Raw genomic sequence first — 13,124 nt, 5'->3', positions numbered from 1 at the left:
AGCCGCCATGACCGCCGTCACCACGGAACCCGCCGAGCCCGCCGAGCCCGCCCGGTCCACCGGTTCCGCCGTACCCGCTCCGCCCGCCGCACCGGCCGCCCCCGTGCTGCCGCTCGTCGCGGGCGCCCCGGGCGCGCTCGACCTACCCGCCGTCGCGGCCGCACCGGGCGTCGCCGCCCCGCCCGTCGGCGCTCCCGCGGCGGCCGGCCGCGGCCGGCTCGTCCTGGCCCGGCTGCTCGCCGCCCGCTGGGCGGTGGCCGGCACCGTCGTCGTCCTGCTGCTGTTCGCGCTCGCCTTCGGCGGCCAGTACCTCACCCCCTGGGACTACGCCACCCCCGACTACACCGCCCTGCGCCAACCCCCCTCCGGCAGCCACTGGTTCGGCACCAACGGGGTCGGCCAGGACGTCTTCGCGCAGACCGTCCGCGGACTGCAGAAGTCCCTGGTGATCGGCCTGCTGGTGGCGCTCTTCTCGACCGTGCTGGCCTCCCTGGTCGGCGCCTGCGCCGGGTACTTCGGCGGCTGGACCGACCGGGTGCTGATGTTCCTGGTCGACCTGATGCTGGTCTTCCCCAGCTTCCTGATCATCACGATCATCTCGCCCCGGCTGAAGGGCACCGGCTGGCTCGCCTTCGTGCTGCTGCTCGCCCTCTTCAACTGGATGATCACCGCCCGGGTGGTCCGCTCGATGACCATCTCGCTGCGCGAGCGCGAATTCGTCCGCGCCGCACAGTTCATGGGGGTGCGGCCGCTGCGCGTCATCACCCGGCACGTCCTGCCGAACGTCGCCTCCTTCCTCATCATCGACGCCACCATCGCGGTCGGCGGCGCCGTGATGAGCGAGACCGCGCTCTCCTACTTCGGCTTCGGCGTGAAGGCCCCCGACGTCTCGCTCGGCACCCTGCTCGCCGCCGGGACCAGCGACGCCCCGGTGTTCCCCTGGCTGTTCTACTTCGCCGCCGGGCTGCTGGTGCTCTTCGTCCTGGCCGTCAACCTGATCGGGGACGGGCTGCGCGACGCCCTCGACCCGACCACCGAGGTCGCCCGTACCCCTCGTAGGACTCGTAGGAAGCGCGGAAGAACGTGACCACCACCGTCGAGACCCCGCTGCTGGCCGTCCGCGACCTGCGGGTCGACTTCACCGGACCGCGCGGCGCCACCGTCCCCGCCGTCCGCGGCGTCGACCTCAGCCTGCGCCGCGGCGAGACCCTGGGCATCGTCGGCGAGTCCGGCTCCGGCAAGTCCGTGACCGCCCTGGCCGTGCTCGGACTGCTGCCGGGCACCGCCCGGGTCCGGGGCTCGGTGGCCCTGGACGGCAGGGAGCTGGTCGGCCTGCCCGGCCGTGAGCTCGCCGCCATCCGCGGCAGCCGGGTCGCCATGGTCTTCCAGGACCCGCTCTCCGCCTTCACTCCCGTCTACCGGATCGGCGACCAGATCGTCGAGGCGCTCCGGATCCACCAGCGCCTCGACAAGCAGGCCGCCCGCGAACGGGCCGCCGAACTGCTCGACCTGGTCGGCATCCCGGCCCCGGACCGCGCGCTGGACAGCTTCCCGCACGAGTTCTCCGGCGGGATGCGCCAGCGCGCGATGATCGCCATGGCCATCGCCAACGACCCCGACATCCTGCTCGCCGACGAGCCCACCACCGCCCTGGACGTCACCATCCAGGCCCAGGTGCTCGACGTCCTGCGCACCGCCCAGCGCGAGACCGGCGCCGCGCTCGTCCTGGTCAGCCACGACCTCGGAGTGATCGCCGGGATGGCCGACCGGGTCGCCGTGATGTACGCGGGCCGGGTGGTCGAGACGGCCGCCGTGGACGAACTCTTCGCCGCGCCCCGCCACCCCTACACGCTGGGCCTGATCGGCGCGGTGCCGAGGCTGGACGGCCGGGGCGGACCGCTGGTGCCGATCCCCGGCGCCCCCGCGCCGATGGCCGAACTGCCGCCCGGCTGCCCGTTCGCCGCGCGCTGCCCGCTGGTCGAGGAGCGGTGCCGGACGGCGGAGCCGGACCTGGGCGGACCGGCGGCGTCCGGCGGGAGTGCCGAGGAGGCGCACCTGGCCGCCTGCGTGCGGGCCGGGGAACTGGCCGGACGCCGGCCCGCGCCCGCCGAGGTCTACCCCGTACCGCCGGTGCCACCGGCCGCGGCCGCCGTTGCCGGGCCGCGCGGGGAGCGCCCGGCGGTGCTCTCCGTCAGCGGCCTCACCAAGACGTTCCCGCTGCTCAAGGGCACCGTCTTCAAGCGCCGGATCGGCGAGGTCTACGCCGTGGACGGGGTGGAGCTGGACATCCGGCAGGGCGAGACGCTCGGCCTGGTCGGCGAGTCCGGCTCCGGGAAGTCCACCACCCTGTTCGAGCTGCTGCGGCTCGCGAAGCCGGAGTCGGGCCGGATCCAGCTGCTCGGGCAGGACACCGCCGTGCTCTCCCGCTCGGCCGCCCACCGGATGCGGTCCCACCTGCAGATCGTCTTCCAGGACCCGATGGCCAGCCTCGACCCCCGGATGCCGATCGGTGACATCGTCGCCGAACCGCTGCGGGCCCAGGGCACCGACCGTGCTGAGATCGGCCGCCGGGTGCCCGGACTGCTGCGGCAGGTCGGCCTGGATCCGGCGCACGCCGTCCGCTACCCGCACCAGTTCTCCGGCGGACAGCGCCAGCGGATCTCGATCGCCCGGGCCCTGGCCGTCCGGCCGAAGCTGCTGGTGCTGGACGAACCGGTCTCCGCGCTGGACGTCTCCATCCAGGCCGGGGTGCTCAACCTGCTCCAGTCGCTCAAGGCCGAGCTGGGCCTGTCCTACCTCTTCGTCTCGCACGACCTGTCGGTGATCCGGCACCTCGCGGACCGGGTGAGCGTGATGTACCTCGGGCGGACCGTCGAACAGGGCGAGGTCTCCGCCGTCTTCGAGCGGCCCCGGCACCCGTACACCCGGGCGCTGCTCTCCGCCGTGCCACTGCCGGATCCGGCCGCCGAGCGGGCCCGCAGCCGCATCCTGCTGGCCGGCGACCCGCCCTCGCCGACCGCGCGGCGCACCGGCTGCCCGTTCCGCACCCGCTGCCCCGTCTACGCCGGGCTCGAAGCCGGGGCGCGCACCCGCTGCGACACCGAGGCCCCGCCGCTGACCGGCCCCGCGCCGGACCTGGACCACCAGGCGGCCTGCCACTACCCGGAGTAGTGGCACCCGGCGGCGCCGACCGTCACCGGGCGTGACCGGATCGTCTCGATTCGGCAGATCGGCCGGACTCCGTGTAATGTCGTGCGGGTCAGCAGGCGCCGCTAGCTCAGTTGGTTAGAGCAGCTGACTCTTAATCAGCGGGTCCGGGGTTCGAGTCCCTGGCGGCGCACATGGCAAGGTCTCAGGCCGTCCACTCCGGTGGGCGGCCTGAGGCGTTTCCGGGGCCTGCGCCGGGAGGCTCCGGCGCGGGGCTCAGCGGGTGTCCAGGATCGCCGAGGCCACCGCGTCCGGGCGGTCGAACATCAGCAGGTGCCCGGCCGGGGCCGTGCTGCGGAAGTCGCCCCCGAGCAGCGCGGCGAGACCGCGCTGCTCGGCCAGCCGGTCCAGGGTGCGGCTGCCGCGGCACCCGTCGTCGGCGGCGAGCACGGTGACCGGCAGTCCGGGCGGCAGCGGTGCGGCGCCCCGCAGTTCGTCCAGTTCGGCGGCCATGTCGAGGTAGCACGCGTTCTCCCGGAGCAGGGCGCGCAGGGCGCGCCCGGTCCGGTAGCAGTGCCGGACCAGCGGCGCCGGGGCGAGGTCCTCGTGGCGGACGGTGGTCGCCCGGGCGACCAGCCCGCGCACGGTGGGCCCGAGCAGGTACGGCGCCGCGACGGCCGTGGCCGCGCCCGCGACCGCGCGGGCCGCCAGGTCGCGCAGCCCCGGGGCCGGCAGCGGCCGCGGGTCCGACTCGACGCTGCCGTCCAGCAGGACCAGCCCGGCCGTCCGGCCCGGGTGGAGCCGCGCGAAGGCCTCGACGTGGAACCCCGCCAGCGAGTGACCCGCCACCGTGCACGGCTCGCGCAGTCCGAGCGCGTCCAGCACGCCCCGGATGCGGGCCGCCTCCCCCGCCGCCGTCGGGGCCGGCCGGGTGGCGGGCTCGGAGGCGCTCAGCCCGTACCCGGGCCGGTCGAAGCGGACCACCGTCCGGTAGGGGGTGAGGAAGGGCACCACGAGGTCCCAGTCGAACCAGCTGCTGCCCAGCCCCCCGGTGAGCAGGCAGACCGGTCCGCCGCCCTCGGTGCGCACGTGCAGGGGCGTCCCGTCGATCCGCAGGAACATCGCGGAGTCGTGCGCCCCCGATCCGGTCATCGCGGTTCCACCCCCTCGCCCGCCGGCCGGAGCGGCAGGGCGGCGACGGCGAGCCGTGTCCCCCGGCGGCCGGGGCGGGAGCTGGGCACGTTCCCACCCTAACCGGGCACGAACTCCGCCCCAACCGGGCGGAAACGGGCGCCGGGCCGGGGGTGGACGGGCCCTTCGCCCCCGGTGGTTCGGGGCACCCGGCCGGACCGTGTATTGTTCTCCAGGTCAGCAGGCGCCGCTAGCTCAGTTGGTTAGAGCAGCTGACTCTTAATCAGCGGGTCCGGGGTTCGAGTCCCTGGCGGCGCACAGACACTTGGGGAGCCTCTCGCAGTCGCGAGAGGCTCCCTGATTTTTTGCCCTTCGGCGTCCGTTTTGCGTGTGATGTCGGTCTCGCTTGCCGCTTCGGCGGAGCCAATCGGCCCGCTCGGCACGTCCTGGGCTGTACACCGGAAACGGGGCAAAGGTCCCCAACCGTCGACATTCCCGTTTTGTGCTGGCCGCACGGTTCGCCCGCAGGAAAGGCTGCCGCTTTGTCCCCAAACACCCGGAGCGGCCGACGCACGCCGTCCCTCGGGCTCCGCCCGGTGGAGCGCCTGAAGCGCTCCCCGGAGGGTCCGGCCGGCGGCCGCAGGCCGCGCCGCCCGAAGCGCACCGGCTGGCGCCGGCTGATCCCGACCTGGCGGATGAGCCTGCTCGGCCTCGCGGCCGCGCTGCTGCTCGGCGTCGGCCTGTTCGCCCTGGGCATCGCCCTGGTGAAGGTGCCGGACGCGCACGCCGCCGCGACCGCCCAGAGCAACACCTGGCTCTACCAGGACGGCTCGGTGGTCGCCCGGACCGGCCAGACCAACCGGCAGAACGTCGGCCTGGACAAGGTCTCCCCCGCCGCCCAGCACGCCGCGCTGGCCGCCGAGGACCGCAACTTCTACCACGAGGGCGCCGTCAACGTGTCCGGTCTGGTCCGCGCCGCCGTCAACACGGCCAAGGGCGAGGGCACCCAGGGCGGCTCGACGATCACCCAGCAGTACGTGAAGAACACCTACCTGAACCAGAAGCAGTCCGTCACCCGGAAGGTGAAGGAACTCTTCATAGCGATCAAGGTGGACGCCACCGAGACCAAGGACGCCGTCCTGTCCGGCTACCTCAACACCTCGTACTACGGGCGCGGCGCCTACGGGATCCAGGCCGCCGCCCAGCAGTACTTCGGTGTCGACGCCGCCGCGCTCGACCCGGCGCAGGGCGCCTACCTGGCCGCCCTGCTGAACGCCCCGAGCGCCTACGACGTGGCCACCGCCACCCCGGCCGGCAAGCAGAACGCGGTCAACCGCTGGAACTACGTCCTGGACGGCATGGTGAAGGAGGGCTGGCTCTCCGCCGAGGAGCGGGCCGCCACCGCCTTCCCCGACGTCAAGGGCCCGCAGGCCCAGCTCGGCCTCTCCGGTCAGGCCGGCTACCTGGTCAACGCGGCGACCGAGTACCTCACCGCCAACAACGTCATCACCGAGTCCGAGCTGGCCAAGGGCGGCTACACCATCAAGCTGAGCGTCGACCCGGCGCGCCAGCAGGCCCTCCAGGACTCGGTCCAGGCGCAGCTGCACGACACCCTCGACCCGGACAAGCGGAAGAAGGACGCGAACGCCCAGGCCGGCGCCGTCTCCGTCGACCCGAGGACCGGTGCCGTGGTCGCCCTCTACGGCGGCGTCGACTACACCAAGCACTACGTGGACAACGCCACCCGCCGGGACTACCAGGCCGGGTCCACCTTCAAGGCGATCGCCCTGGCGGCGGCCCTGGAGAACGGCGCCAAGACCCAGTCCGGCCAGACCGTCACCCCGCGCACCGTCTACGACGGCACCAGCGGGCGCAAGGTCCGCGGCGGCAAGGGCACCCCGTACGCGCCGCCGAACGAGGGCGACAAGAGCTACGGCCAGGTCACCCTGCAGCAGGCCACCGACTGGTCGGTGAACTCGGTGTTCGCCCAGCTCGCCCAGGACACCGGCCTGCAGAAGGTCCGCGACACCGCCGTCGCGCTCGGCCTGCCCAGCAACACCCCCGGGCTCGACCCGGTGCCGTCCATCCCGCTCGGCGCCGCCACCCCGAGCGTGCTCGACATGGCCGGCGTGTACGCCACGCTGGACAACGGCGGCAAGCAGATCACCCCCTGGCTGGTGCAGTCGGTGGACCGCGAGGGCGAGGCGCTCGCGCTGCCGGCCCACAAGACCACCCAGGCGGTCGGCGAGGAGACCGCCCGCCAGGTGACCTCGATGCTGGAGGGCGTCGTCGGCGACCCGGGCGGCACCGGCTGGCGGGCGAAGTCGCTGGGCCGCCCGGTCGCCGGCAAGACCGGGACGACGGACGACCAGAAGTCGGTCTGGTTCGTCGGGTACACCCCCGAGCTGGTGACCTCGGTGGCGCTGTTCGGCCAGGACCCGGGCAGCGGCGCCCAGGTCAGCCTCAGCGGTACCGGCGGGATCGACGGGGCGGCGGGCGGCCAGTACCCCGCGCAGATCTGGACGAGCTACATGAAGGCCGCGCTCAAGGGGCAGCCGGTCGCCGACTTCGCCGAGCCCTCGGGCAAGGACTGGTCGGGCGGCAGCGGCACGGCCGGCCCCGCCGACAGCTCGCCGTCGCCGTCCGGGTCGGCCTCGCCGCCGGCCACGCCCGGGAGCGGCGCGACCGGCGGGACGACCGGCGGCGCGGGCAACGGCTCCGGCCCGACCGGCACGCCGGGCGGCCCGGGCGGCTCCGCCGGTACGGACCAGGACGGCTCGCGGTCCGGTGGCACCACCACCGCACCGACCCAGCAGCCGACCCAGCAGCCGACCTCCCAGCCGACCGGCCGGCCCACCCGGTCGCCGCAGCCGACCACGGGGCCCACCACGGCCCCGACCACCGGGCCGACCACCGCGCCCCAGCCTTCGGGCGGCACGGGGACGGGCACGGGGTCCGGTTCGGGCACGGGCGCGGGGTCGCCGGCGGGGGCCGGCGCGGGCACCGGGCAGTAGCCGGCCGCGGGCGGCGCCCTCCGACGGGCCCGGAGCGGAGCCGGGTGGCTCCGCTCCGGGCCCGTTCCGCGTTCCCGCGGGCAGGGCGGCCACCGTGGCGGACCCCGCCACTGCGCACAGTTCAGTGCAGGACCAAATGACGAAATGGCGCCTTACCGAATCGGCGGTATGACTGTCACAATGCCTCGGTGCACAGCTCAAAGCCCCTGACCGGCCACGCTCCGGGCAGAACTCTCGGCCTCTCCCTCGCCCTGGTCTCCGCGTTCGCCTTCGGCGGCTCCGGCACCGCCGCCAAGCCGCTGATCGAGGCGGGACTCTCACCGCTGCACGTGGTCTGGCTCCGGGTGACCGGCGCCGCCGTGGTCCTGCTCCCGCTGGCCTACCGCCACCGGGCCGCCGTGCTCCGCCGGCCCGGCCTGCTGATCGGCTTCGGGCTGCTCGCCGTCGCCGGCGTCCAGGCCTGCTACTTCGCGGCGATCTCCCGGATCCCGGTCGGCGTCGCCCTGTTGATCGAGTACCTCGGACCGCCGCTGCTCATCGGCTACGTGAAGTTCGTCCAGCGCAAGCCGATCAGCCGGGGCGCCGCCGTCGGCGCCGGGGTGGCCGTGGCCGGTCTGGCCTGCGTGGTGGAGGTCTGGAACGGCCTGGGCTTCGACGCGCTGGGCGTGCTCTTCGCCCTCGGGGCGGCCTGCTGCCAGGTCGGCTACTTCGTGCTGGCCGACGCCGGCAGCCGGGGCGACCGCCCGGTCGACCCGATCGCCGTCAGTGCCTTCGGGCTGCTGATCGGCGCGGTCGTGCTCACCGTCCTCACCCGCCCCTGGGAGGCCGACTGGGGGCTGCTCGGCGGGCAGGTCGTGATGAACGGGCACTCGCTGCCCGCACTGCTCCCGGCCGCCTGGATGGTCCTGGTCGCGACCGTGCTCGCCTACCTGACCGGGGTGGTCTCCGTCCGGCACCTGTCGCCGCCGGTCGCCGGGGTGGTGGCCAACCTGGAGGCGGTCGTCGCCACCGTGCTGGCCTGGATCCTGCTCGGGGAGCACCTGGGCCTGCCTCAGACGGCCGGCGGCCTGCTGGTGCTGGCGGGCGCGTTCGCGGCCCAGGCGAGCAAGCCGTCCCCCGCCGCGGCACCGGTGGAGGTCGCGGCACCGACGGACGACCTGACGGGGGCGACCGCGCTCGGCGAGCGCCCGGCGCGGACCGCCGGGGCCCCGGACGACGGGGAGCGGGGAACCGCCGTGGTCAGCGGCCGACCGAGCCGAACCAGTCGAGGTGGCTGAGCGGCCACACGACGGCCGCCACCGGCCCGACCACGTTGTCCACCGGTACGGCGCCGCCGCCCGGGCCCCGCTGGTGGTAGCGCGAGTCGGCGGAGTCGCTCCGGTGGTCGCCCTCCACCCAGACGTACCCCTGGGGCACGGTCACCGGACCGAAGTCCAGCCCCGCGCAGGAGTCGTCGCCGGGGTGGAGGTAGGGCTCGTCCACCTTCGCCCCGTCGACCGTCAGCGTGGTGCCGGAGCACTGCACGGTCTGGCCGCCGGTCGCGATGACCCGCTTGACCAGGTAGTTGTCGTCCTTCGGCGGCACCAGGCCGACGAAGCCCAGCACCGAGCCCACGGCCCGGGTGACCGGGTTCCCGTCGGTCGGCTGGGGCGGCAGCCAGTCGCCCGGGTCCTTGAACACCACCGGCTGGCCGGGCTCCGGCTCCCAGCCGGTGAGCGGAGCGAGCTTGTTCACGCCGACCCGGTCGCCGATCCGCAGGGTGTTCTCCATGGACCCGGACGGGATCATGAACACCTGGAACAGGCAGGTCTTGATCAGCAGCGCGACCAGCAGCCCGACCGCGGCCATCACCGGGATCTCGATCCACCAGGGCCGCGGACGGCGCCCGGACCGGCGGGCCTTCGGGCTCCTGGGCCCCTTGCCGCCCCTCGACGCCTTGCGCGACCGCGCCCGGCGGGCTTCCGCCCGGCCACCGGGAGCACCGTCGGCGCCGCGTCCGGGGCCGACGGCCGGGGCCTGAGCGCTCCCGGCATCGCCGTGCGTTTCGGGCAGGTTCACCGCCATCGTCGCTGCTCCACCTCTCCGGCTGGGGGAACCTGCACGCTACGCCACCCGGGAAGCCACGCGAAATCGCGCTTTTACCCGTGCCCGACATCGCGGACCCGTCCCGCCGGGGGCCGGCCGGCCTCCGGGACGCGGCCCGGCGCGGGCGCCGGAACGCGGGGAGGAGCGGAGGGACACGAAGGAACGCGAGGAAGCGCGGGCCGATGCGGTCAGGCGCGGGCGATGGCCTCGTGGTGGCGGATGACCTCGGCGATGATGAAGGTGAGGAACTTCTCCGCGAACACCGGGTCCAGGTGGGCGCCGGCCGCCAGCTCCCGCAGGCGGCGGATCTGGTCGCGCTCCCGCGCCGGATCGGCCGGGGGCAGCTTGTGCTCGGCCTTGAGCCGGCCGACCCGCTGGGTCGCCTTGAACCGCTCCGCCAACATGTGGACCACCGCGGCGTCGATGTTGTCGATGCTCTCGCGCAGGCTGGTCAGCTCAGCCCGGACGGCGTCGTCGATCCCGTCGGACGGTCCGGTCTCGGGGGTCGTGGGGTGATCCGTCATCGGGGCGGCTCCGCGGCTCTCTGGGGGTGGGCACCCGACCGTCCGTCGGCCGGGGCTCGGGCCCGGGCAAATCTAACAGGGCGCTCGCCGCGCATCCGCACCATTTGGCTCAGCCGTCCACGATCCGGACGCCGGCCGGACCGGTGACCGGATCGCGGATCGGCCGCCCGGCCAGGGCCGTTGCCGGCCGGCGGGCGGACCGGCCGCCGTCGGGCGCGGCGCCCTGGAGCGTTACCCGTGATCGCCCCCCCGGCCTGCCCGTAGGCTGGTGCGCGGCATGACCGGAAGTGACGGGACGGCAGTCCCCCAGTAATGGAGGTACCGATCGTGGCAACCACTCGCACCGCGCACACCGAATGGGACGGCAGCCTGCTCGACGGCAAGGGTCTGGTGACCTTCGACTCGTCCGGCATCGGCGAGTTCCCGGTTTCCTGGCCGGCGCGCGCCGAGACGCCGAACGGCAAGACCAGCCCGGAGGAGCTCATCGCGGGCGCGCACTCCGCGTGCTTCTCGATGGCCCTTTCGCACGGCCTCACCGGCGCGGGCAACCCGCCCACCAAGCTGGAGACCAAGGCGGACGTCACCTTCCAGCCCGGCACCGGCATCACCGGCATCCACCTGACCGTCGTCGGCACGGTGCCCGGCCTCGACGAGGCGGGCTTCGTGAAGGCCGCCGAGGACGCCAAGGCGAACTGCCCGGTGAGCCAGGCCCTGACCGGGACGACCATCACCCTGACGGCCACGCTGGCCTGACGCACCGCCGCCCGCGGCTCCCCGGCGGCGCGCTCCCAGCGCTCGACAAGCGCCCGGGGCGCACTTGTGGAGCACACGCCCCTGGCGCACATCATGTGATGTGTACCGGGGGCGTCTGCATGTACCACCTCAGATGCCGCGAAAGCAGGCAAATCACCCTGGCGGCGGTCACCGCGTGTTGCCGCCGCGTCCTATGATCGGCCGCAGCGCCCTGTTCTTCACGCGGATCCCCCACGCGAACGCTCCACAGCGAGCGTTGCGCACCGGACCGTGAGGACCTCGACAGGGCGCGGGAGCCGGCCGCCGCAGTTCCAGGTGACCGGCCTGACCAGCGTCAAGCGTCAGCAGCGGACGGGAGCATGCCGTGCCGGGCCAGAACGAGGGGGCCGACGCACACCCAAGCGTGCGGCACGAACAACCGCACCAGCACCGCCACCTCATCTTTCCGAACCTCCGCCCGGCCCAGGGCACCGACCGGGCACCCGGTGCCGCGTCGGACGGCGCGCCCGACGCGGGATCAGGACGGCGGCCGGGCACCGACGATGCGCCGGACGCCGCCCGCTGTCCCACCTGCTCGGCCCCGCTCGCCGACGGAACGCACCGGCCCGCCGACCCGGCCGATCCCGCCCCCGCTCCCACGCCCGGGAGCACCGACCGCCTGCTGGCCGCGCTGAGCGCCAGCGAGTCCCGGTTCCGGGCCGCCTTCTGCGACGCCGGGATCGGCATGGCCCTGCTCGACCCCGACGACCGGATCATCGAGGTCAACCCGGCCTTCGCCACCCTGGTCGGCTGCGGGGTCGTCGACCTGGTCCACACCCACATCCACGACATCATCGACCCGGAGGGCATGCCCGACCGGCTCTTCCCCGAGCTGGTCCGCGGTGACCGCGAACGCGTCCGGGTGGAGAAGCAGCTCAAGCACCGCGAGGGCCGCACGGTGTGGAGCAAGGTGACCATCTCCCTGATCCGGGACGGCGCCGGCAACCCGCAGTACACGCTCGCCATGGTCGAGGACATCACCGAACAGCGCCGGCTCGGCGACCGCCTGGAGTACCAGGCGCTGCACGACCCGCTGACCCGGCTCCCCAACCGGACCTTCTTCTTCGACCGGCTCGACGCGGCCTGCCTCACGGCCGGGATCACCGCGCCGGAGACCGCGGAGACGGCGGCGGACCGGCCGGACGGCCGTCGGGTCGGGGTCTGCTACCTGGACCTCGACGGCTTCGCCGCGATCAACGAGACCCTCGGCCACCACATCGGCGACCAGTTGCTGATCGCGGTCGCCGCCCGGCTCCGGCACGGCGTCTCCGACCACAGCTCCCACCTGGTCGCCCGGATGGGCGGTGACGAGTTCGCCGTCCTGGTGGCCGACAGCCGGGGCAGCGAGCAGCTCACCGAACTGGCCGCCCGGCTCCTCGAAGCGCTGGAACGCCCCTTCGACGTGGCCGGGCACCGGCTGGCGGTCACCGCCAGCGTCGGCGTCGTCGAGCGGTCGGTGCACGAGACCACGCCCGCCGACCTGGTCAAGGACGCCGACTCCACGCTGTACTGGTCGAAGGCCGACGGCCGGGCCCGCTGGACCCTCTACGACCCGGACCGGGGCGCCCACCAGCTGACCCGTCAGCTGCTCGCCACCGCGCTCCGTCCGGCCCTGGAGCGCGGCGAGTTCACCGTCGAGTACCAGCCGCTCGTCGGCCTCGCCGACGGCGCCGTGCACGGTGCCGAGGCCCTGGTCCGCTGGCGCCACCCGCGCTACGGGACGCTCTCGCCCGACCGCTTCATCCCGCTCGCCGAGGAGTCCGGCGCGATCGTGCCGCTGGGCACCTGGGTGCTGGAGGAGTCCTGCCGTCAAGCCCGGCGCTGGCTCACGGAGTTCCCGGACAACGAGACCTTCGTGAGCGTCAACCTGGCCGCCCGTCAGATCTGGGACTCCGACGTGGTCGCCGACGTGGCCCGGGCCCTGGAGAGCTCCGGCCTGCCGGCCCGGCTCCTGCAACTGGAGATCACCGAGAGCGCGTTGCTCGGCCCCGGCGGGCGGCCGCTGCAGTCCCTGCAGGCCCTCGCCGACATGGGCGTCCGGATCGCCATCGACGACTTCGGCACCGGCTACTCCAACCTCGCCTACCTCTCCCGGCTGCCGGTGCACGTCCTGAAACTGGACGGCACCTTCATCGAGGGCTTCCGCGACCCGGACCCGGCCGGCCGCACCGGCCTCCCCGGGGCCGGCTCGCGCCGGAGCGACGCCGACGAGCAGATCGTCGGCGCCATGGTGCAGTTGGCCCACACGCTCGGGCTGACCGTGACCGCCGAGGGGATCGAGAGCGCGGCGCAGGCCGAACGGCTGCGGCTCACCGGCTGCGACACCGCGCAGGGCTGGTACTTCGCCAAGCCCGGTGAGGCGGAGCACGTCGCCGCGATACTCCGCGAGCGCCGCCCTCGGCCGGCCACGCCGTGACGACGGCCCGGCCGC

At 74.2% G+C, this 13,124-nt stretch carries 9 protein-coding genes and 2 tRNA genes; 8 read left to right on the top strand and 3 right to left on the bottom strand.

Annotated features, from left to right (window positions below; genetic code table 11):
• Window positions 1–7 precede the first annotated feature (7 nt).
• The 3 genes from ACZ34W_RS22020 to ACZ34W_RS22010 all read left to right on the top strand — a co-directional run bounded on the left by ACZ34W_RS22020 (window position 8) and on the right by ACZ34W_RS22010 (window position 3,340).
• On the top strand, window positions 8–1,087 hold the full coding sequence (locus ACZ34W_RS22020; RefSeq protein ID WP_465606345.1) for an ABC transporter permease: 1,080 nt from the start codon (window positions 8–10) through the stop codon (window positions 1,085–1,087).
• The gene (locus ACZ34W_RS22015; RefSeq protein WP_465606344.1) at window positions 1,084–3,171 is read left to right on the top strand and encodes an ABC transporter ATP-binding protein; all 2,088 of its coding nucleotides are present in this window, start codon (window positions 1,084–1,086) and stop codon (window positions 3,169–3,171) included. Before ACZ34W_RS22020 ends, ACZ34W_RS22015 begins: the two co-directional genes overlap by 4 nt.
• A 95-nt stretch (window positions 3,172–3,266) precedes the next feature.
• Window positions 3,267–3,340 (top strand) — tRNA-Lys (locus ACZ34W_RS22010).
• An 83-nt stretch (window positions 3,341–3,423) separates the two neighbouring features.
• Here the strand turns inward: ACZ34W_RS22010 and ACZ34W_RS22005 are convergent.
• On the bottom strand, window positions 3,424–4,299 hold the full coding sequence (locus tag ACZ34W_RS22005) for an alpha/beta fold hydrolase (protein WP_465606343.1): 876 nt from the start codon (window positions 4,297–4,299) through the stop codon (window positions 3,424–3,426).
• A gap of 223 nt (window positions 4,300–4,522) precedes the next feature.
• On the opposite strand from ACZ34W_RS22005, the gene ACZ34W_RS22000 reads away from it, so the two are divergent.
• The 3 genes from ACZ34W_RS22000 (at window position 4,523) to ACZ34W_RS21990 (ending at window position 8,569) form a co-directional block, all read left to right on the top strand.
• Window positions 4,523–4,596 (top strand) — tRNA-Lys (locus ACZ34W_RS22000).
• Between the two features lie 278 nt (window positions 4,597–4,874).
• Entirely contained in the window at window positions 4,875–7,292 is a 2,418-nt protein-coding gene (locus ACZ34W_RS21995) for a transglycosylase domain-containing protein (RefSeq protein WP_465606342.1), read from the top strand.
• A gap of 188 nt (window positions 7,293–7,480) precedes the next feature.
• Window positions 7,481–8,569 carry an EamA family transporter gene (locus ACZ34W_RS21990; RefSeq protein WP_329487782.1) on the top strand — a complete coding sequence of 363 codons (1,089 nt, stop codon included), beginning with the start codon at window positions 7,481–7,483 and terminating at the stop codon, window positions 8,567–8,569.
• On the opposite strand, the gene lepB is transcribed toward ACZ34W_RS21990, so the two are convergent.
• Both lepB and ACZ34W_RS21980 read right to left on the bottom strand, forming a co-directional pair.
• Complete coding sequence (lepB, locus tag ACZ34W_RS21985; RefSeq protein WP_465606339.1) at window positions 8,532–9,140, bottom strand: signal peptidase I; 609 nt, start codon at window positions 9,138–9,140, stop codon at window positions 8,532–8,534. The genes ACZ34W_RS21990 and lepB overlap by 38 nt on opposite strands.
• A 425-nt stretch (window positions 9,141–9,565) precedes the next feature.
• Window positions 9,566–9,901, bottom strand: coding sequence for a chorismate mutase (locus tag ACZ34W_RS21980; RefSeq protein WP_329487784.1), 336 nt, complete (start codon window positions 9,899–9,901; stop codon window positions 9,566–9,568).
• A 327-nt stretch (window positions 9,902–10,228) separates the two neighbouring features.
• Between ACZ34W_RS21980 and ACZ34W_RS21975 the strand changes: the two genes are divergently transcribed.
• Both ACZ34W_RS21975 and ACZ34W_RS21970 read left to right on the top strand, forming a co-directional pair.
• The gene (locus ACZ34W_RS21975; RefSeq protein ID WP_465606337.1) at window positions 10,229–10,654 is read left to right on the top strand and encodes an OsmC family peroxiredoxin; all 426 of its coding nucleotides are present in this window, start codon (window positions 10,229–10,231) and stop codon (window positions 10,652–10,654) included.
• A 403-nt stretch (window positions 10,655–11,057) separates the two neighbouring features.
• Window positions 11,058–13,109 carry a putative bifunctional diguanylate cyclase/phosphodiesterase gene (locus ACZ34W_RS21970; RefSeq protein WP_465606335.1) on the top strand — a complete coding sequence of 684 codons (2,052 nt, stop codon included), beginning with the start codon at window positions 11,058–11,060 and terminating at the stop codon, window positions 13,107–13,109.
• Window positions 13,110–13,124 lie beyond the last annotated feature (15 nt).

Source organism: Kitasatospora sp. NPDC022856 (assembly GCF_055561235.1).
Note: the sequence above shows the minus strand (reverse complement) of the source record. Positions and strands in the feature narration are given on the sequence as shown.